At 74.4% G+C, this 19329-nt stretch carries 17 protein-coding genes; 9 read left to right on the top strand and 8 right to left on the bottom strand.

Going from position 1 to position 19329, the window contains the following annotated elements; genetic code table 11:
- Positions 1–38 precede the first annotated feature (38 nt).
- Positions 39–950, top strand: a complete 912-nt coding sequence (locus tag IE286_RS01850) for a Gfo/Idh/MocA family protein (protein ID WP_189794766.1) — start codon at positions 39–41, stop codon at positions 948–950.
- On the opposite strand, the gene lnt is transcribed toward IE286_RS01850, so the two are convergent.
- On the bottom strand, positions 868–2442 hold the full coding sequence (lnt, locus tag IE286_RS01845; protein ID WP_189794765.1) for an apolipoprotein N-acyltransferase: 1575 nt from the start codon (positions 2440–2442) through the stop codon (positions 868–870). The genes IE286_RS01850 and lnt overlap by 83 nt on opposite strands.
- A 307-nt stretch (positions 2443–2749) precedes the next feature.
- Here lnt and IE286_RS01840 point away from each other — a divergent pair, with 307 nt between their 5' ends.
- Positions 2750–3490 (top strand): SDR family NAD(P)-dependent oxidoreductase, encoded by a 741-nt coding sequence (locus IE286_RS01840; protein ID WP_189794764.1) that lies wholly within the window; start codon positions 2750–2752, stop codon positions 3488–3490.
- A 34-nt stretch (positions 3491–3524) separates the two neighbouring features.
- Here IE286_RS01840 and IE286_RS01835 read toward each other — a convergent pair whose 3' ends face one another.
- Both IE286_RS01835 and IE286_RS01830 read right to left on the bottom strand, forming a co-directional pair.
- Positions 3525–3704 (bottom strand): hypothetical protein, encoded by a 180-nt coding sequence (locus IE286_RS01835; protein WP_189794763.1) that lies wholly within the window; start codon positions 3702–3704, stop codon positions 3525–3527.
- A 67-nt stretch (positions 3705–3771) separates the two neighbouring features.
- On the bottom strand, positions 3772–4548 hold the full coding sequence (locus tag IE286_RS01830) for a TVP38/TMEM64 family protein (RefSeq protein ID WP_189794762.1): 777 nt from the start codon (positions 4546–4548) through the stop codon (positions 3772–3774).
- A gap of 258 nt (positions 4549–4806) precedes the next feature.
- Between IE286_RS01830 and IE286_RS01825 the strand changes: the two genes are divergently transcribed.
- A complete protein-coding gene (locus tag IE286_RS01825; RefSeq protein WP_189794761.1) occupies positions 4807–5652 on the top strand; it encodes a spermidine synthase in 846 nt (281 codons plus the stop codon).
- Positions 5653–5691: 39 nt separating this feature from the next.
- Here IE286_RS01825 and IE286_RS01820 read toward each other — a convergent pair whose 3' ends face one another.
- Positions 5692–6798, bottom strand: coding sequence for a DUF8017 domain-containing protein (locus IE286_RS01820; protein WP_189794760.1), 1107 nt, complete (start codon positions 6796–6798; stop codon positions 5692–5694).
- Positions 6799–6988: 190 nt separating this feature from the next.
- Here IE286_RS01820 and IE286_RS01815 point away from each other — a divergent pair, with 190 nt between their 5' ends.
- The gene (locus tag IE286_RS01815) at positions 6989–7642 is read left to right on the top strand and encodes a DedA family protein (protein ID WP_189794759.1); all 654 of its coding nucleotides are present in this window, start codon (positions 6989–6991) and stop codon (positions 7640–7642) included.
- A 31-nt stretch (positions 7643–7673) separates the two neighbouring features.
- On the opposite strand, the gene IE286_RS01810 is transcribed toward IE286_RS01815, so the two are convergent.
- On the bottom strand, positions 7674–8201 hold the full coding sequence (locus IE286_RS01810; protein WP_189794758.1) for a gamma carbonic anhydrase family protein: 528 nt from the start codon (positions 8199–8201) through the stop codon (positions 7674–7676).
- 134 nt (positions 8202–8335) lie between these two features.
- On the opposite strand from IE286_RS01810, the gene IE286_RS01805 reads away from it, so the two are divergent.
- Together IE286_RS01805 and IE286_RS01800 are read left to right on the top strand one after the other, a co-directional pair.
- Positions 8336–9121 carry an acyltransferase gene (locus IE286_RS01805; protein WP_189794757.1) on the top strand — a complete coding sequence of 262 codons (786 nt, stop codon included), beginning with the start codon at positions 8336–8338 and terminating at the stop codon, positions 9119–9121.
- 114 nt (positions 9122–9235) lie between these two features.
- Complete coding sequence (locus tag IE286_RS01800; RefSeq protein WP_189794756.1) at positions 9236–9790, top strand: YbaK/EbsC family protein; 555 nt, start codon at positions 9236–9238, stop codon at positions 9788–9790.
- 70 nt (positions 9791–9860) lie between these two features.
- Here the strand turns inward: IE286_RS01800 and IE286_RS01795 are convergent, their stop codons facing one another.
- The gene (locus IE286_RS01795) at positions 9861–11087 is read right to left on the bottom strand and encodes a 4-hydroxybenzoate 3-monooxygenase (RefSeq protein WP_372462533.1); all 1227 of its coding nucleotides are present in this window, start codon (positions 11085–11087) and stop codon (positions 9861–9863) included.
- A gap of 121 nt (positions 11088–11208) precedes the next feature.
- Positions 11209–11619 (bottom strand): CoA-binding protein, encoded by a 411-nt coding sequence (locus IE286_RS01790; protein ID WP_189794754.1) that lies wholly within the window; start codon positions 11617–11619, stop codon positions 11209–11211.
- A 174-nt stretch (positions 11620–11793) separates the two neighbouring features.
- On the opposite strand from IE286_RS01790, the gene IE286_RS01785 reads away from it, so the two are divergent.
- The 3 genes from IE286_RS01785 to IE286_RS01775 all read left to right on the top strand — a co-directional run bounded on the left by IE286_RS01785 (position 11794) and on the right by IE286_RS01775 (position 17435).
- Entirely contained in the window at positions 11794–12420 is a 627-nt protein-coding gene (locus IE286_RS01785) for a YigZ family protein (RefSeq protein ID WP_189794753.1), read from the top strand.
- Between the two features lie 733 nt (positions 12421–13153).
- Positions 13154–14320, top strand: coding sequence for an exonuclease SbcCD subunit D (locus IE286_RS01780; RefSeq protein WP_189794752.1), 1167 nt, complete (start codon positions 13154–13156; stop codon positions 14318–14320).
- A gap of 121 nt (positions 14321–14441) precedes the next feature.
- Positions 14442–17435, top strand: a complete 2994-nt coding sequence (locus tag IE286_RS01775; RefSeq protein WP_189794751.1) for an AAA family ATPase — start codon at positions 14442–14444, stop codon at positions 17433–17435.
- Positions 17436–17623: 188 nt separating this feature from the next.
- Here IE286_RS01775 and IE286_RS01770 read toward each other — a convergent pair whose 3' ends face one another.
- Positions 17624–19312 (bottom strand): DUF885 domain-containing protein, encoded by a 1689-nt coding sequence (locus IE286_RS01770; RefSeq protein WP_189794750.1) that lies wholly within the window; start codon positions 19310–19312, stop codon positions 17624–17626.
- Positions 19313–19329: the final 17 nt, after the last annotated feature.

Genomic DNA, 19329 nt, shown 5'->3' with positions numbered 1-19329 from the left:
ACCGGCGAGAACGTGGGCGGGACGGCAGGGGAGGACACATGCGGGTCGGCTGCATCGGACTGGGCGACATCGCCACCAAGGCGTATCTGCCGGTGCTCGGCATGCTGCCCGGGGTGGAGCTGCATCTGCACACCCGGACACCCGCGACCCTGCAGCGGGTGGCCGACAGCCTGCACCTGCCCGCCGCGCAGCGCCACGCCGGCCTGGACCGTCTCCTCGCCCAGGGACTCGACGCCGCGTTCGTGCACGCTTCCACCGCGGCCCACCCGGAGCTCGTCACCCGGCTGCTGGAAGCGGGCGTGCCGACGTACGTCGACAAGCCGCTGGCCTACCGGATCGCCGACTCCCGGCGGCTGGTCGCGCTCGCCGAGGAGCGGAACGTCTCCCTCATGGTGGGCTTCAACCGGCGTCACGCCCCCGGATACGTGCAGTGCGCCGACCATCCCCGCGAGCTGATCCTGATGCAGAAGAACCGCGTCGGGCTGCCCGAGGAGCCCCGCACGATGATCCTCGACGACTTCATCCATGTCGTGGACACGCTGCGATTCCTGGTGCCCGGCCCGGTCGACGACGTCACCGTGCACGGCCGGATGCGGGACGGCCTGCTGCACCACGTGGTCCTGCAGCTCGCCGGCGACGGCTTCACCGCGCTCGGAGTGATGAACCGCATGAGCGGTTCCACCGAGGAGATCCTCGAGGTGTCCGGCCACGACACCAAACGCCAGGTGCTGAACCTCGCCGAGACCGTCGACCACAAGGGCCAGCCGACCGTGCGGCGGCGCGGCGACTGGGTGCCGGTGGCCCGGCAGCGCGGCATCGAGCAGGCCGTGCTGACCTTCCTCGACGCGGTCCGCGCCGGCACGGTGCTCAGTGCCCGCGACGCGCTGGAGACCCATGAGCTGTGCGAGCGGGTCGTGCAGACGCTGCTGGAACGCTCCGGCGCCGCCTGACCGACCGCACCCCCTCCCGCACGCCGAACACGCCGAGCACCGCCAGGGCCGCGTGCACCGGCCAGTCGCCGAGGCGGACGTACAGCGTGCCGCCGCGCGCGGTCGGCACCTCGTACACCCGGGCCGTGCTCGCGTCCGTGCCCAGCCAGGCTCCGGCGGGCCGCCCGTCCGGTCCGTACCCGGCGGACACCCCGGTGAGGGTGGCGTGCACCATGGGCCGCCCGGTCTCGGCGGCCCGCAGCGCGGCCAGCGAGGCATGCTGGGCGGGCGCCCAGCTGTGCTGGAACGTGGACGTCGACGACTGCGCCACCAGCACATCGGCACCCCGGCGTGCCAGGTTCCGGCTCATGTCCGGGAAGGCGGATTCGAAACAGATCAGCGGCCCGACCCGCAGCCCGCGCCCGGTGTCCATCACCACCTGCTCGCGGCCCCGGCCACGGTCCTCGCCGGCCGCCCTGCCCACCCAGGTCGCCCAGCCGAGCAGCGGACGCAGCGGTATGTACTCCCCGAACGGCACCAGGCGCATCTTGTCGTACTGGTCGCCGGCCGGGCCGTCCGGTCCGACGAGCACGGAACTCTTGTAGACGCCCGGCCGGTCCGAGCGCCGCGCGTCGACATTGACGAGCACCGGCGCCCCCGTCGCCCGGGACAGCGCCGCCAGCCGCCGCGCCAGATACGGCCGCTCCCGCAGGTCGAACCCGACGCTGCTCTCGCCCCACACGACCAGGTCGGCCCGCTGCCCGGCCAGGCCGCGCGTCAGCTGCTCCGCGCGGGCGAACCGCCGCAGCGCGCCGTCCGTGCCCGCGATCTGCCCTGGCTGCACCACGGCGACACGGACGGAGCCGGCCGTCTCCGGGCGCGGCGCCCACGCCCAGGCCGCCCACACCGCTGCCGCCGTGGCCGCCAGCCCGGCCGCGGCGACCACCCGGGCCGCGCGGCCGGCCAGCAGGACGGCGACGGCCACATCGACCGCCACCACCAGGAAGCTCACCAGCCACACCCCGCCCACCGAGGCCAGCCGCAGCGCCGGTGCCACCTGCCACAGCCCGGCGCCGAGCATGCCCCACGGCCCGCCCAGCCCCTGCCAGGAACGCACCAGCTCCACCGCCAGCCAGCCCGACGGAAGCACCACCAGGGCTGCCGCCGCCCGGCCCGGCGACAGCGGCCCGCCCAGCAGCCGCCGCACCAGCCACCCCCACGGCCCCCACAGCGCCCCCAGCAGCGCCGCCAGCACCACCGTGAACACATGGGTGCTGGGCAGCAGCCAGTGGTGCACCGCGAGCATGAAACCCAGCCCGCCGCACCACCCGTCCACCACGGCCCGGCCGCCCGTCGGCGCGGTACGGGTGAGCAGGATCCACGGCACGAGGGCGACGCAGGCGACCCACCACAGCGAGGGCGCGGGGAAAGCGAACACCGGCAGGCTGCCCGCGAGCACCGCGAGCAGCGAGCGTGACCGGCCGGAGACGAGCCGGCGGCCGCAGGTCTGCACAGTGTGTCCTCCTACCCCGGACCGTGCCGCGACCTCACCGACGCCTCCAGTGTGCAGGTTCCGGCGCCGGGTGCGGCAGCCCGCCTCCGGGGCCGGCGGCGCCGCTCGCCGCACGGCGACCGGAGCGGCCGTCGCCGCGCTCCTTCGCGCACAGCGTCCCGGTCACGCGGCCGGACGACAGCGCCGCGCGGTGCCCGGCGCGAGGCAGGGCGCGGCGCGCGGCCCGTCCGCATACTGGAGGTGCGCGGACGCCCCGGCAGCGCGTGCGGCGACACGGGGCCCGGCCCGGCAAGCAGCGGAGGTCCGCATGAAGCGTCTCGTCACCGTCGTCACCGGCGGCAGCCGGGGCATCGGCGCCGCCGTCTGCCGCAGGCTGGCCGCCGACGGGCACGACGTGGTGATCGGTTACGCCCTCGACACCAAGGCCGCCGAAGCCGTGGCCGACGAGGTGCTGGAAGCAGGGGCGCGCGGCATCGCCGTCCGCGTGGACACCTCGGCGGAGGCGGACGTCGAGAGGCTGTTCGCCACGGCGGAGCAACGCCTCGGCCCGGTGACCGGACTGGTGAACAACGCCGGAGTGGCCGGCCCGCTCGGCCGGCTCGCCGACACGGACACCGCCGACCTGCGCCGGGTGGTGGACGTCAATCTGCTCGGCACCCTGCTCTGCTGCCGCCGCGCCGCGCAGCTCATGACGCCACGCCGCAACGGCGTGATCGTGAACATCTCCTCCGTCGCGGCCACGCTCGGCAGCCCGGGGGACTACGTCCACTACGCGGCCACCAAGGCCGCCGTCGACGCCCTGACGATCGGCCTGGCCAAGGAACTCGGCCCGGACGGCATTCGCGTCAACGCGGTGGCACCCGGCCTGATCGACACCGGGATCCATGCCGCGTCGGGCGATCCGGACCGGATCCGGCGCGTCGGCCCGGCGGTCCCGCTGGGCCGGGCCGGCCGGGCCGAGGAGATCGCCACCGCCGTCGCCTGGCTGATGTCACCGGACGCCTCCTACACCTCCGGAGCGGTGCTGCGGGTGTCGGGCGGCCGCTGACCCCACCGGGCGGACCGGCGACGGCGGGCCGCCCTCAGGCCGCCTTGATCACCTCGCTGCGCACGGCGGCGGCCCACTCGACCACCAGCAGTTCGTACTCCGCGCGTTCCTGGGCGGACAAGGAGCCGCCCGAACGCAGCCACAGCGCCCGGATCTGCTCGTTCAGCTCGGCAGCGGAGCGCACGGAACCAGAGGCGTTGGAATCGGGGGACATGCCCCAAGCCTAGGGGCAAGCACTGACGCTCCGCTACCGGACGGCTACGAAACAGCGGGAACGGCGCTCAGCGGCCCCTGAGCCGGTGGCGTTTGCGCCAGGCCACCACCGCGCCCGCCAGAGCGGGCAGGGCGATGCACGCCGCCGCGATCAGGAACGCCGGCGAGGCCGGCGCGGTGGCACGGGCACCGGCCACGACATAGGCGGCCGTGTTCGGCAGCACGCCGAGCGCGGTCGCGCACAGGAACGCCGGAGCGCTCATGCGGGACACGGCGGCGCCGTAGTTCGCCGCCCAGAACGGCACCCCGGGGAACAGCCGGGCCGCCAGCATCGAACGGAAGCCGTGCCGGCTGAGCTGCCCGTCCGCCGCCTTCAACAGCCGGCCGCGCAGCAGCGGGCGCAGCGCGTCCTGCCCGAGCACCCGGCCGAGACCGAAGGAGGTCCCCGCGCCCAGGACCGTGCCGGCCACCGCGGCCGCGAGCCCCAGCGGCGTGCCGAACAGGGCGCCCGCGGCCAGGTTCAGCAGCGGCCGCGGCACGAACGCCACCGTGCACACCCCGTACGCCACCGCGAACGCCGCCGCCGCGGCGACCCCGCCCAGTTGCGGCGGCCAGCCGTGGGCCAGCAGCCGCTGTGGCTGGAACAGCAGCACACACGATCCGGCGCCCGCGAGCAGCACCAGCAGCAGCGACAGCCGGGACCAGGGCGACAGCAGGACACGGACCAGGCGGGCCGACCGTCCCGTCCGGAGCGCGGCGGCCGCGGGAACGGCGGCGGATTCCGCGGTACGGGTGTGATCAGAGGCCGTGGCGGCACCCCCGGAGCGGTCGGTGGCATCGAACATCTGGTGACATTAACCGACGGACGGCGGTGATCGCCGCAGGACCCCGGGGGCTGACGCGCTCTCAACTCCCCTCCGGCGCACACCGACCGCCCGACGCGCGGCAGGCCGCGGCCGGGCCGCGCCGGCCACGTCACGCAGAGGATCAGCGCCGCCGCCCGGCCCGGCGGGGCACGTCCTGCCGTCCGCGCGCCGGACGATCAGGAAGGGCGGGCGGGCACCCGCCGCACCGCCCCGGCCGCCCGGCGGCACAATGGGACGGTGACCGAACCGATCCCCGTGACCCGTGCCGTGGACCACGGGACCGCCAAGCTGATGCCCGACGTCGACCGAGCGCGGGCATGGCTGCTGACGGTGGACGGCGCGCCGCAGTCGTACGTCGACCTGGACGCGCCCACCCACCTGGAGTTCGAGTACGCCCGCCGGGTCGGGCACGTGCTGGACACGATCGCCGAGCCGGGCCGCCCGCTGGACGTGCTGCACCTGGGTGGCGGCGCGCTCACCCTGCCCCGGTACGTGGCGGCCACCCGCCCCGGCTCCCGGCAGGAGGTCGTCGAGAACGACCGGGCCCTGCTGGAGCTGGTCACCGGTCACCTGCCGCTGCCGGAGAACAGCGGCATCACGGTGCACACCGCCGACGCCCGGGCCTGGCTCGGGCAGGCCCCGGACGGCTCGGCGGACGTACTGATCGCCGACGTCTTCGGCGGCTCCCGCGTCCCGGCCCATCTCACCTCGCTCGCCTACGCCCGCGAGGTCCGGCGGGTGCTGCGGCCCGGCGGCGTCTACCTCGCCAACCTCCCCGACGGTGCGCCGTTCGCCTTCCTCCGCTCCCAGCTGGCCACGTTCGCCGAGGTGTTCGAGGAGCTGGCGGTGATCGCCGAGCCGGCGATGCTGCGCGGCCGGCGCTTCGGCAACGCCGTGCTCGTCGCCGCCCACCGGCCCGTCGACACCGCCGCCCTGGCCCGGCTGACCGCGGCCGACGCGTTCCCGGCCCGCGTCGCGCACGGCGACGCCCTGCGGGACTTCACCGGCGACGCCGCCGTCGTGCGGGACGAGAACGCCGTACCGTCGCCGCAGCCGCCGGACGGCGCCTTCACCATCGGCTGAGGACGCGGCCGTCCACGGCGGCGGGCGGCCGGCAGGCGGTCAGTCGGAGTTGGGCGTGCCGTGCAGGCGCACGGTGCTGAGGATCTTCACGATGGTCTCCTTGGACACCGCGCCCTCCACTCCCGTGGCGCCGTAGAAGCTCCAGGACACGAAGTCACCGGCGGAGTTCTTGAAGCCGAAGCTGACCGCCTGGCCGTCGCTCGCGCACTTGCCCTTCTGCGGCGTGTTCTTCGAGCTGGCCCAGGCGATGCTGCCCTCGAGACCCGACGTGGTGGTGTACGGCTCGGCCTTGTCGGGGAGCACCAGGCTCTTCTTGTCGGGCTGGGTGTAGGCGCCGTAGACCCACCATCCGGCCGTGTTGACCGCGACCTCGTCGGTGTTCTTCGCGCCGCGGCCGCCCTTGACACCCGCCGTCCCCAGCGAGGTGTCGTCCGTGTAACCGTCCTTGTCGTCGTCGGAGGTGCACCACTTCGACTTGTACTGGGAGGCGCCGCCCATCACCTGCAGCGGCTTGCCTTCCTTCAGGTCCTCCACGTAGACGCTCATGCCGGGGGGCAGCACCTCCCAGTCCTGCGGCACGTCGTAGGCCACGCCCCACTTCGAGTTGACGACGACCTTCCAGCCGGCGATCTCCGGCTTGAGGGTCTCGGTGCCGCGCGGGTTGTCCTCGGATGCCGATGCGGACGGGCTCGTCGTCACCGTCGGGGAGGCGGACCCGCCGCCGCCCTTGGCGTCGTCCGACGTCCCGCCGCCCAGGACCAGGAATCCGGTGACACCGGCGGCCACCACGACAGCCGCGGCCGCGACGATCGCCACGAGCTTGGTGCGGTTGCGGCCGTCACCGCCCGGGCCGGACCCGCCGGGCCCCGGCTGCGGCGTTCCCGCGGGCACGGCACTGCCCCAGGGCTGCTGCTGGGCGTAGGGGCCGGGCTGCTGGTAGCCCGGCTGCTGGTACGGATTGGGCTGCTGATAACCCGGCTGCTGATACGGGTTCGGCTGCTGGTAGGGGTTGTTCTGCTGGGTTCCCCCGCCGGGCGGCTGCTGGTACGGGTTGCTCTGCTGGTTCCCCCCGCCCCCGGGCGGCTGCTGGTACGGGTTGTTCTGCGGGTTCTGCTCGCCCCCGGGCGGCTGCTGTCCTGGCCACATGGGCAGCAACCCTAGAAGGCCAGGGACACGATTCGGTCACCGGGCATGGACAGGGCGGTAGCGGACGGTGTCCGGGCCGGTCCCCGGGCGACGGTGACACGCCGTCCGGTGCGGCCGACCGGGTACGCTTTTCGGGGCGTCTCTCGCGACGCCCAGGCATGGCACGGACGCGAACGGGGAGGAACCGGCGGTGCACGTCCAGGAATGGCTCGACACGGTGCCACCGGGTGCCGTCTACGCCGTGGTGGCCCTGGTGATCGGCATGGAGAGCCTGGGCATCCCGCTGCCGGGCGAGATCGTTCTGGTGTCGGCCGCCCTGATGTCCTCCCAGCACTCCCACATCAATCCCGTCGTGCTGGGCGCCTGCGCCACCGCCGGCGCGGTGGTGGGCGACTCCATCGGCTACGCCATCGGGCGCAAGGGCGGCAGGCCGCTGCTCGCCTGGCTGGGCAAGAAGTTCCCCAAGCACTTCGGCGAGGGGCATGTGGCCACCGCCGAGCGGTCCTTCGAGAAGTGGGGCATGTGGGCGGTGTTCTTCGGCCGCTTCGTCGCCCTGCTGCGCATCTTCGCCGGCCCGCTCGCCGGCGTGCTGCACATGCCCTACTGGAAGTTCCTCATCGCCAACATGCTCGGCGGCTTGTGCTGGGCCGGCGGCACCACGGCCGTCATCTACTACGTCGGCGTCGTCGCCGAGTCCTGGCTGAAGAAGTTCTCCTATCTGGGCCTGGTGGCGGCCGTGCTCATCGGCCTGGTGTCGATGCTGGTGGTCAAGCGCCGGGCGAAGAAGGCGCAGGCCGCGCACCAGGAGACGGAGGAGGCCGAGCCGGTCGCCGCCCGCGAGTGACCGCCGGCGCGGCCCGGCCGCGGCTCATGGCTCAGGCGTACACGTCCCGGTGCGCCATGGCCAGCTCCGCGTACATCGTGCCGTTGAGCGTGATCCCCTCGCGCTCTTCCCGCGTCAGCTCCCGCCGGACCTTCGCGGGCACCCCCGCGACCAGCGACCCAGGCGGCACCCGCATCCCCTGCGGCACCAGCGCCTGCGCGGCCACCAGGGAACCGGTGCCGATCACCGCGCCGTTCAGCACGGTCGCACCCATGCCGATCAGGCAGTCGTCCTCCACGGTCGCACCGTGCACCACCGCGTTGTGGCCGATGGAGACACGCTCGCCGACCTCGACCGGGAACCCGGGGTCGGCATGCAGGGTGCAGTTGTCCTGGACGTTGCTGTGCGCGCCCACGGCGATCCGCTCCACGTCGCCCCGCAGCACCGCGCCGTACCACACGCTCGCCCCCGCGCCGAGCACCACGTCACCGATCACCGTGGCCGTGGGCGCGACGAACGCCTGCTCGTCCACGCGCGGCCACCGGCCGCCGATCCCGATGATCAGCTCCTCGTGCGTCATCTGTCCCGCCTTCCCGAGTCGGCCGGCGGTCCCGCCGTCCGGACCGCCCCACCGGAACCGTACGACATCGGGTGGGGCGAAGATCACAGGTGCCCGCAGCCCGGGCGGCCGTTCGGGCTGAGTACAGTCTGCGGGTGCCCACGCGCAAGAACACGTTCTCGTCCTGGCGGCGCCGCCTCGCCCAGCGCGCCGTCCATGCGGCCTGGTCCTGGGTGCAGCGCACGGGCTCCGTCACGGCCGAGCATCCCGGGCGGTTCCGATTCGGGGCGATAGGAACAGGTACCAGACTCGCCTTCCCGCTCGGCACGGTCTTCGGCGAACCGTGGATCCATCTCGGCGCCCACTGCATCATCGGCGAACAGGTCACCCTGACCGCCGGTCTCATGCCCGACCTCGACCTCGGCCCGGACCCGATCCTGCGCATCGGCGACGGCGTCGTCCTCGGCCGCGGCAGCCATGTCGTCGCCGACACCACGGTCACCCTCGGCAACGACTGCTACATCGGCCCGTACGTCTACATCACCTCCACCAACCACTCCTACGACGACCCGCACCAGCCCGTCGGCAAGCAGTGGCCGCGCATGGAACCGGTGGAGATCGGACCCGGCTGCTGGATCGGCACCGGCGCGGTGATCCTGCCCGGCGCGCGGCTCGGACGGAACGCGGTGGTCGCGGCCGGCTCGGTGGTCCGCGGCGAGGTGCCCGACCATGCCGTCGTGGCCGGGGCACCCGCCCGGGTCGTCCGCCGCTGGACACCGGACGAGGGCTGGCAGCCGCCCCTGCGCACCCCGCCGCCGGTGCCGATACCGGACGGGGTCACCTCGAAGCAGCTGATCGCCCTGGACGAGCTGGACGAGGAGGCCGCCGCCCGGCTGTCCGCGCTCGGCGAGACCCAGCGGAGCCAGGGCGCACGGCCCTGAGGCTCCGTCCCGCTGGGCCGGATGCGCGCGGCGCGGGACAGCCCGGTCACCGCGGGCGGACCCGGGCACCCGGGACGCCGCCCGGCCCGGCGAGACCACTGCTAGCGTGCCGTCATGCGTGCACCCATCGGCAACTTCGACCAGGCCACCCCCGCTCCCGACTGCCTCGGCGAGCTGATCCGTCCCGTCGCCGACGCCGTACGGCACTGGCGCGGCGGCGTGCCCGCCGGGCAGATCCTGTACGTGGACACCGAACCGGACTGGGCCGATACCGCCGTCTTCGTCGAGCACTACGGCCGCGACCTGCTGAACACGTCCGCGAACTGCGTGGTGGTGGCGGGCAAGCGCGCCGGCGAGACCCGGCTGGCCGCCTGCCTGGCACTGTCCACCACCCGTGTCGACGTCAACGGGCTCGTGCGCCGGCACCTCGGCGTGCGCAAGGCCTCGTTCGCGCCCAGGGAGGTGGCCACGGGCGAGACCGGCATGGAGTACGGCGGCATCACGCCGATCGGCCTGCCGCAACACTGGCCCGTCCTGGTCGACGCCGCGGTCGTCGAGCTGCCGTACGTCCTGGTGGGCAGCGGCCGCCGCCGCGGCAAGCTGCTCGTGCCCGGCAAGGCCTTCGCCGAGCTGCCCGGGGCCGAGGTGCTGGAGGGGCTCGGGATCTGACCGCGCCGGCGCCCGGCCTGGCACTCGGGGCACGGGCGCCGGCGTACCCGCCCCCGGCAGGAACCATTCCTCAGTAGTGGCTCGCCGTGCCGAGGTACCGCTCGGCGAAGGCGGAGGCGGCGGCCCGCGAGGCGAACAGACGGCGCAGACGGGCCAGGGCGGTGCCCGCGCGGTACGGGTCGCCGGAGGCCGCGCCGTGGAAGACGTCGGACAGCCAGTGCGAGAACTCCTCGTAGTCCCACACCCGCCGCAGGCTCGCCGCCGAATAGCCCGCCAGGCCGCTGTCGTCGTCCTTCGTGAGACGGGCGGTGAGCGCGTCGCCGAGCAGGAAGGCGTCGTACAGGGCCAGGTTCATGCCCTTGGCCGCGATGGGCGCGGTGAGGTGGGCGGCGTCACCGGCCAGGAAGAGACGGCCGGCCGCCATCGGCTCCACGACGTAGTCGTGCATGCCGAGGACCCGCTTCTCCAGCAGTCTGCCCTCCTGCGGCGGCGGCACGTCCGCCGCCGCGAGCCGCTCCCGCAGCTCGGCCCAGACCCGTTCGTGCGGCCAGGCCTCGGGGTCGTCGCCGGGCGGGCACTGCAGGTAGAACCGGGTGACCTCGGGGCTGCGGGGCATCTGGCCGGCGAAGCCCCGCGGGTGGACGCCGAACAGGACGCAGTCGGAGGACGGCGGGGTCTCGGCGAGCAGCGCCAGCCAGCCGACGCCGTGGTCGTACCGGGCGATCCGGGCGTGCCCGGCACCGGTCAGCGCCGCCCGGCTCACGCCGCGCGCACCGTCGCACCCGGCGATGAAGTCGCAGTGCACCTGCCGGCGCCGGCCCGTCTCCGGGCAGACGTAGGACACCGACGGCCGGCCGGTGTCGATGTCGTGCAGGGCGACGTCCCGGACCTGGAAGCGTATGGCGCCGCCCCGGACGTCGGCGTACTCGTGCACCAGGGCCTTCACCAGCCGCGGCTGCGGACAGACCACGTGGTGGTGCCCCGTCAGCCCGGCGTAGTCCAGACGGCGGGCCTCGCCGTCGAAGCGGAACTCGCACGCGGTGTGCCGTTCGGCGTGCCGCAGCAGCTCCACCGCCAGGCCGCGCTGCATCAGCCCGCGGACGGCCGGCTCCTCCAGGACCCCGGCGCGCGGCCGCTCTTCGATGAACGACCGGGACTCGGTCTCCAGGACCAGGCAGTCGATGGAGGCGGCACGCAGGATGCCGGCGACGGTGAGTCCCGCGGGACCGGCGCCGAGGACGACGACCGGGACGTATTCAGGACGGCACGACGTGTCCGGGTGCTGGGAATCGTGTATCACCCGCGCATTATGACGGTGCACGGTCAGCTCCCTGCTCCGGGTGCATCCCTGTCGCCGCCCCCCGGCCGGCCCCACGTCCGCAGGCCCTGGCCAGGGCGGCTGCCGGCAGGGCGGCGCGCTACCGCAGACGGGGGATCTCGATCGCCGGGCAGCGGTCCATCACCATGTCCAGCCCCGCGGCCCGGGTCCGTGCGCAGGCGTCCTCGTCGACGACCCCGAGCTGGAACCACACCGCCTTCGCGCCCTTGGCGACCGCCTCGTCGGCCACCGCACCGGCCAGGGCGCTGTTGACGAACACGTCCACCACGTCCACGTCGAACGGGATGTCCGCGAGCGAGGCGTACCCCTGCTCGCCGTGCACGGTCTCCGCCTTCGGGTGCACCGGGACGATGCGCTTGCCGAACCGCTGCAGCACCTGCGCCACCCCGTACGCGGCGCGGTCGCGGTTGTTCGACAGGCCCACCACGGCCCACGTGTCACCGGCCTCGGTCAGGATCCTCCGGATCGTCGCCTCGTCACCGTACCCCACTGCTCCGGTCTCCTTCAGCCTCGCGACGCGTGCGCCCGTCGCGGCCGCCCGCGGCGCCCCGAAAGGGGTGCGTCCAGGCAACAGCGCGCCCGGGCCGCCCATTCCCCGCACCGCGCCGCCCGCTCGGCCGGTGCGGGGGACCGGGCGCCCGCGCGGTGCGCATAGGCTGGCCGGATGCAGGACGAGTACCGCACCGTCGCCCGCCCGGGCACGCACGAGATCGAGATCAACCGCTCTCGCTTCCTGTGCTCCCTCGCGCCCGCGGCCACCGAGCAGGAGGCACAGGACTTCATCGCGGCGGTCCGCAGGGAGCACGCCACCGCCACCCACAACTGCTGGGCCTACGTCATCGGCGCCGACGCCGGCATCCAGAAGGCCAGCGACGACGGCGAACCGGGCGGCACCGCCGGCGTGCCCATGCTCCAGATGCTGCTGCGCCGCGAGATGCGTTACGTGGTGGCCGTCGTCACCCGTTACTTCGGCGGCGTCAAGCTCGGCGCCGGCGGCCTCATCCGGGCCTACGGGGGCGCGGTCGGCGAAACCCTGGACGTGCTCGGCACCCGCACCCGCCGGCGCTTCCGGCTCGCCACGGTGACCGTGGACCACCAGCGGGCGGGCAAGGTGCAGAACGACCTGCGGGCCACCGGCCGCGTGGTGCGCGACGTGCGCTACGGCGAGGCGGTCACCCTGGAGATCGGTCTGCCGGACGCCGAGGTCGATGCCTTCCGGACCTGGCTGGCCGACGCCACCGCGGGCACCGCGGGCTTCGAGCTGGGCGGGGAGACGTACGGGGACGTGTGAGCCTTCCGCCTTCGAGGAGAGGTGCAGAAGGCTCGCAGATGGCCAGTGAGCTGAGTACCGGTCGGGTCCAGGCCCAGCGCGGTCTCGTGGCGACAGCCCAGCTGGGTCGTGAACAGCTCGATGACGTCCTGGCGGGCCTGCTCCAGGCCGGCACGGTCCCACGCGGGGTTCTTGGGGCAGCGGGAGACGGCGGTGGCGATGAGAAAACGCCGCGGCTCATGCTCGCGCTCGCCCCGCGACTCGCGCATGCCGTAGGTGTTCATGCCAGACCCTTCCGCACCGCTGTACCGCACAGTTCATCGGTCAGGCAGGCGGTGGCGTCATCGAAGACGTCACCGACCTCAGTTCTCCCTGGAACAGGTGGGCGGCCACCCGCGAGCGTCTCGTCGAAGTCCCGCAGTCCACGCGCTGGGCCCAGACCGCGCCGGTGTGTGCGTCCTCATCGCGGGAGGCCGCGGCGAGTTCTGGAGCCGACAGCGCCGTGGCCGGCGGCGGACTTGCGGGCGCGCTCGAGACGTCGTTGGCGACCAGCGTCGGCGGAATCGTGAGGCCGAGCCGGGCGGCGAGCTGGAGCCGGCGGTGCGAACCTCGCGGCGGGCGGTCGTGCGATGGCACGGCGGCCGGCTTCCCCCCTGACGGAGTGCCCCGGCGGGGCGGCGGCAGGTGCACGCGGCGGCCGCGCGGAGGAGCGGCCGCCCCCGCTGTCAGACCCGGCCGATAGTCTTCGACGACCATGAGGCTGCTGCACACTTCCGACTGGCATCTGGGCCGGGCGTTCCACCGCGTGAACATGCTCGGCGCCCAGGCCGACTTCATCGCCCACCTCGTGACGACCGTGCGGGAACGGGACGTCGACGCGGTGGTCGTGTCGGGAGACGTGTACGACCGGGCGGTGCCCCCGCTGGCCGCGGTCGACCTGTTCGACGACGCGCTGCACCGGCTCGCCGGCCTCGGTGTGCCCACGGTGATGATCTCGGGCAACCACGACTCGGCGCGCCGGCTCGGTGTCGGCGCCGGGCTCATCGACCGCGCCGGCATACATCTGCGGACCGATCCGGCCGGCTGCGGCACCCCCGTGGTGCTGCGCGACGCCTTCGGCGACGTCGCCTTCTACGGGCTGCCCTACCTCGAACCCGCTGTCGTCAAGGGCGAGTTCGGGGTGGACCGGGCCGGCCACGAAGACGTGCTGACGGCCGCCATGGACCGGGTGCGCGCCGACCTCGCCGGCCGTGCGCCCGGCACCCGCTCCGTCGTCCTCGCGCACGCCTTCGTCACCGGCGGCGAGCCCAGTGACAGTGAACGGGACATCACGGTCGGTGGTGTCGCCTCCGTCCCCGCGGGCGTCTTCGACGGCGTCGACTACGTCGCGCTGGGCCACCTGCACGGCTGCCAGACCATCACCGAGCGGGTGCGCTACTCCGGCTCCCCGCTGCCGTACTCCTTCTCGGAGGCCGGCCACCGCAAGAGCATGTGGCTGGTCGACCTGGACGCCGATGGGCAGGTCAGCGCAGAGCGGATCGACTGCCCCGTGCCGCGCCCGCTGGCCCGCATCCGCGGCACCCTGGAGGAGCTGCTCGCCGATCCCGCGCTCGCCCGTCACGAGGCATCGTGGGTGGAGGCCACGCTCACCGACGCGGTCCGGCCCGTCGAGCCCATGGCCCGGCTCGCCGAACGCTTCCCGCACATCCTCAGCCTGGTCTTCGCCCCGGAACGCGCCCCCGGCGACCCGGTCCTCACCTACGCCCGCCGGCTCGCCGGCCGCAGCGACCAGCAGATCGCGGAGGACTTCGTGGCCCACGTCCGCGGCGCCGGCCCGGACCCGTACGAGCGGGACATCCTGCGCGAGGCCTTCGACGCCGTCCGCGTGGACGCCGCGGAACGAGAGGCGGTGGCCCGGTGAACACGCCGGTGAGCACACAGGTGAGCACACAGGTAGGCGGTGACGAGGCGCGCGGCACGGGGGCGCACTCCCGCCCGGTCCGCGGGCGCGTGCCCGGCGGTGACGAGCTGAGGCGGACCGCATGAGGCTGCACCGGCTCGACATCACCGCCTTCGGCCCCTTCGCCGGCACCCAGAGCATCGACTTCGACGCGCTCTCGGCCGCCGGGCTGTTCCTGCTGCACGGGCCGACCGGCGCCGGCAAGACCTCCGTCCTGGACGCCGTGTGCTACGCCCTGTACGGCTCGGTGCCCGGCGCCCGGCAGAGCGGGCAGGGCATGACGCTGCGCAGCGACCACGCCGCCGCGTCCACCCGCACCCAGGTCACCCTCGACCTCACCGTCGCCGGACGCCGCCTGGAGATCACCCGGCAGCCGCCGTGGGAGCGTCCCAAGCGTCGCGGCACCGGCACGACCGTGGACAAGGCGCAGACCTGGCTGCGCGAGTGGGACGCCGGCACCGGCACCTGGAAGGACCTCAGCCGCTCCCACCAGGAGATCGGCGAGGAGATCACCCAGCTGATCGGCATGAGCCGGGACCAGTTCTGCCAGGTCGTGCTGCTGCCGCAGGGCGACTTCGCCCGCTTCCTGCGCGCCGACGCCGAGGCCCGCGGCAAGCTGCTGGGCCGGCTGTTCGACACCCAGCGCTTCGCCGACGTCGAAAAACGCCTCGCCGACCGCCGCCGCGCCACCGAGGCCCAGGTACGCGAGGGCGACGCCGCACTGCTCGCCGACGCCCACCGCATGCAGCAGGAGGCCGGGGACACCCTGCCCCTGCCGGACCTCGCCCCCGGCGAGCCCGGGCTGGCCGAGACCGTGCTGAGCGCCGCGGCTGTCGCCCGCAGCACCGCACGCGAGCAGCTGACGATCGCCGAGATGCGGCTCACGGCCGCCGAGACCGCCCAGCGGGCCGCCGAGGACACCCTGGCCGAGGTGCGGGAACGGGGCCGTCTGCAGCGCCGGTTCGCCGAGGCCCGCGAGCGCGCCGCACGCCTTCAGGAACGGGCCGGCGCGCACCGGGAAGCGGTGGAACGCATGGAACGCGGCCGCAGGGCGCAGACCGTGGCCCCGGCGTTCGAGCTGCGGCAGGCCGCCGACGCCGAGCACCGGCGGGCCGCCGCCGCCGAGGCCCGCGCTCGCGCCCGGCTTCCGCGGGAGCACGCCGAGGACGGCGCGGCCGGGCTCGCCGCCGCCGCACGTCGCGCCACCGAGGAACTGGGCGGCCTGGACTCCGCCCGCCGCGCCGAACGCCGCCTCGCCGCCCTCGTCGCCGAACGCTCCGAAGCCGACCGCCAGGAACGCGCCGACGAGGACGCCCTGCGCGAGGCCGAGGCCTGGCTCGACGGATGGGAGACGACCCGAGCCGCGCTGCGGCGCCGCATCGACACCGCCCAGGAGGCCGCCGCGCGGGCCGAACAGCTCGCCGTGCGGTACGACACCGCACGGACGCGCCTGGAGGCGGCCCGGACCCGGGACCGGCTGGCCGAGGAGGCCGACGAGGCACGGCAGCGGGCCCTCGACGCGGCCGAGCACGCGGCCCGCGCCAAGGACCATTGGCTGCACCTGAAGGAACAGCGCCTGAACGGCATCGCCGCCGAGCTGGCCGCCCACCTCACCGACGGCGAGCCCTGCGCCGTGTGCGGCGCCACCGAACACCCCGCACCGGCCCGGAAGACCGCCGGGCACGTCGACCCCGAGGCCGAGGAACAGGCGCTGGCCGCCTACCAGGACGCAGAGGAACGGCGCAGCACCGCCGAACGCCGCCTGGGCGACCTGCGCGCCGCCCTGGCCGCCGCCGGCGCCGAGGCCGGCCACACCCCCGTCGGCGAACTCGCCGACGCCGCCGAGGACCTGCGACGGCAGCTCACCCGGGCCCGCGAGACCGCCTCCGGACTGCACGCCGCGCAGGAGGAGCTGCGCCGCGCCGAGCAGGAACGCGAACGGCGCCTGGCCGACCGGCGGCAGGCCGAGGTCCGGGCCGCCGCCCGGCTCACCCGCCGGGAGGAACTGGAGCGGCAACAGGCCGCCCTGGAAACCGAACTGGCCGAGGCACGGGGCGACGCGCCGAGCGTCGCCGCGCGCGCCGCACAGCTGGAACGGCAGGCGGCCCTGCTCACCGAGGCGGCACAGGCCGCGCGCGTCGCCGCGGAGAGCGCCGAGCGGCTCAAGGAAGCCGACGGACGGCTCGCCGAGGCCGCCTTCAAGGCCGGGTTCGACACCCCCGAGGCCGCCGCCGCGGCCCTCCTCGACGACGCCACGCACCGTGAGCTGCAGCACCGTCTGGACGCCTGGCAGCGCGAGGAGGCCAACGTCCGCGCGGTGCTCGCCGAGGCCGACACCGTGGCCGCCGCCGCACAGCCGCCCGCCGACGTCACCGCCGCCGAGGCCGCCGAGGCCGAGGGCGGCCGCCTGCTGCGCGAGGCCGTCTCCGCGCGGGACGCCGCCGCCCGCCGCTGCGCCGAACTGGACCGGCTCTCCGCTCGCGCCGCCCGCGGCGCGGCCCGCCTGGCACCGCTGCGGCAGGAGTACGACCGTGTGGCCCGCCTCGCCGCCCTCACCGCGGGCACCTCCGCCGAGAACGAACGCCGGATGCGCCTGGAGTCCTACGTCCTGGCCGCCCGGCTGGAACAGGTCGCGGCCGCTGCCTCCGTACGGCTGCAGCGCATGTCCTCCGGCCGCTACACCCTGGTCCACTCCGACGACCGCACCGGACGCGGCCGCAGCGGCCTCGGCCTGCACGTGGTGGACGCCTGGACCGGCCGGCAGCGGGACACGGCCACCCTCTCGGGCGGCGAGACGTTCTTCGCCTCCCTCGCCCTCGCCCTCGGCCTCGCCGACGTGGTCACCGAGGAGGCGGGCGGGGTGCGCCTGGACACCCTCTTCATCGACGAGGGCTTCGGCAGCCTCGACGAGCAGACCCTCGACGAGGTTCTGGACGTACTGGACTCCCTGCGGGAACGCGACCGCAGCGTCGGCATCGTCAGCCACGTCGCCGACCTGCGCCGGCGCATCCACGCCCGCCTGGAGGTCGTCAAGGACCGCTCGGGGTCGTCGCTGCGGCAGCACGGGGCGGGCTGAACGACAACCGGCACGGGCCGCCTTCGGGGCGTCGCGCGGCACATGCGGCGGTCCGGCACGGATCCTAAGACCGGGCAGGCACCGGCGAGCGGTCCGGATGACCGATCGGGGACGCCGAACCCGGAGACCGGGAACGACCGGGGACGACCGGGCGCCGGCCGTCCCCCGTCGCACACGCCGGCCGGGCGTCAGAGCTGCGACAGCTCGTCCACCAGGTCGTCCAGGCCCAGGGATCCCAGGGACAGGGCCGCCATGTGCCAGGCCTTCGCGTCGAAGGCGTCGCCGTGCCGCTTGCGGGCGTTCTCCCGGCCGGTCAGCCAGGCACGCTCGCCCAGCTTGTAGCCGATCGCCTGGCCCGGCATCGACAGGTACCGCACCAGCTCGCTCTCCACGAAGTCCCGCGGCCGGCTGCTGTGCCGGCCGAAGAACTCCTGCGCCAGCGCGGGAGTCCAGCGCTCACCGGGGTGGAACGGCGAGTGCTCCGGGATCTCCAGCTCCAGATGCATGCCGATGTCGACGATGACACGCGCCGCCCGCATCATCTGCGCGTCCAGGTAGCCCAGGCGCCGCTCCGGGTCGGTCAGGAAACCGAGTTCGTCCATCAGGCGCTCCGCGTACAGCGCCCAGCCCTCCGCGTTGGCGCTGACCATGCCCACGGTCGCCTGGTAGCGGGACAGGTCGTCCGCCACGTGCACCCACTGCGCCAGCTGCAGATGGTGGCCGGGGACGCCCTCGTGGTACCAGGTCGACACCAGGTCGTAGACGGGGAACCGGGTCTGCCCCATGGTCGGCAGCCAGGTGCGGCCCGGGCGGGAGAAGTCGGCGGACGGCGGCGTGTAGTAGGGGGCGGCGGCACCGCCGGGCGGCGCGATGTGCGCCTCCACCTTCCGCACCCGCTCGGCGAGATCGAAGTGGGTGCCGTCGAGCGCGTCCATCGCCTCGTCCATCAGCCCCTGGAGCCAGGTGCGCACCTCGTCCACACCCTCGATGTGCGCCCCGTGCTCGTCCAGGTGCTGCAGCGCCACCCACGGCGTCTCGGCACCCGGCAGGATCTTCTCCGCCTCCTGCTTCATCTCGCCGAGGATGCGGTGGAACTCCGACCAGCCGTAGGCGTACGCCTCGTCCAGGTCCAGGTCGGTGCCGTTGAAGTAGCGGGAGAAGCGGGCGTAGCGCTCCCGGCCGACCGTGTCCGGCGCGCCCTCGATCGCCGGCGCGTACACGTCGCGCATCCAGTCGCGCAGTTCGGCCACGGCCGCGGTCGCCGCCCGGGCGGCCTCGTCCAGTTCCGCGCGCAGCGCCTCGGGACCGGCGGAGGCGAAGTCCTCGAACCAGCCGCGTCCCTTCCCGGTGTCCGCCCACTCGGTGAGCTGGTCGATGAAGGTGGCCGTCGGCCGCGGACCGCCGTACAGCTTGCGCTCCAGGCCGAGCGCGACGGACTCGCGGTAGCCGCGCAGCGCCTGGGGCACGGCACGCAGCCGTTCGGCGATCGCCGCCCAGTCCTCCTCGGTCTCGGCGGGGGTGACGGTGAAGACCTCGCGCACCGAGTGGACGGGGCTGTGGATGTTGCTGACCACACGCAGGCCCTCGTCGGCCTCGTGCACGGCGAGTTCGGCGGTCAGCCGCTCGCGCAGCAGGCGCGCGCACCGGCGCTCGATGGCGCTGTCCGCTCCGGGCAGGCGCTCGGCCTCGTCCAGCCGGGCCAGGGTGGTCCGCGCCAGCTCGGCCAGTGCCTCCTGGCCCGCGGGGGAGGTGTCGGGCAGTTTGCTCGAACTCTCCTTCACCCCCAGGTAGGTGCCGGTGATCGGGTCGAGGGCGATGAGGTCGTCGACATAGGCGTCGGCGACCTGACGGGGCAGCAGGCTGTTGGTCTCTGACATGCGGACCATCCTCGTAC

It is taken from the genome of Streptomyces thermodiastaticus (genome assembly GCF_014656135.1).
In the GTDB taxonomy this organism is placed as follows: Bacteria; Actinomycetota; Actinomycetes; order Streptomycetales; family Streptomycetaceae; genus Streptomyces; species Streptomyces thermodiastaticus.
Note: the sequence above shows the minus strand (reverse complement) of the source record. Positions and strands in the feature narration are given on the sequence as shown.

Bases quoted from the DNA above. Each gene is read 5' to 3' on its own strand.
- IE286_RS01850 (WP_189794766.1), top strand. From the start codon at position 39: ATGCGGGTCGGCTGCATCGGACTGGGCGACATCGCCACCAAGGCGTAT.
- IE286_RS01840 (WP_189794764.1), top strand. From the start codon at position 2,750: ATGAAGCGTCTCGTCACCGTCGTCACCGGCGGCAGCCGGGGCATCGGC.
- IE286_RS01835 (WP_189794763.1), bottom strand. From the start codon at position 3,704: ATGTCCCCCGATTCCAACGCCTCTGGTTCCGTGCGCTCCGCTGCCGAG.
- IE286_RS01830 (WP_189794762.1), bottom strand. From the start codon at position 4,548: ATGTTCGATGCCACCGACCGCTCCGGGGGTGCCGCCACGGCCTCTGAT.
- IE286_RS01820 (WP_189794760.1), bottom strand. From the start codon at position 6,798: ATGTGGCCAGGACAGCAGCCGCCCGGGGGCGAGCAGAACCCGCAGAAC.
- IE286_RS01810 (WP_189794758.1), bottom strand. From the start codon at position 8,201: ATGACGCACGAGGAGCTGATCATCGGGATCGGCGGCCGGTGGCCGCGC.
- IE286_RS01800 (WP_189794756.1), top strand. From the start codon at position 9,236: ATGCGTGCACCCATCGGCAACTTCGACCAGGCCACCCCCGCTCCCGAC.
- IE286_RS01785 (WP_189794753.1), top strand. From the start codon at position 11,794: ATGCAGGACGAGTACCGCACCGTCGCCCGCCCGGGCACGCACGAGATC.
- IE286_RS01780 (WP_189794752.1), top strand. From the start codon at position 13,154: ATGAGGCTGCTGCACACTTCCGACTGGCATCTGGGCCGGGCGTTCCAC.
- IE286_RS01775 (WP_189794751.1), top strand. From the start codon at position 14,442: ATGAGGCTGCACCGGCTCGACATCACCGCCTTCGGCCCCTTCGCCGGC.
- IE286_RS01770 (WP_189794750.1), bottom strand. From the start codon at position 19,312: ATGTCAGAGACCAACAGCCTGCTGCCCCGTCAGGTCGCCGACGCCTAT.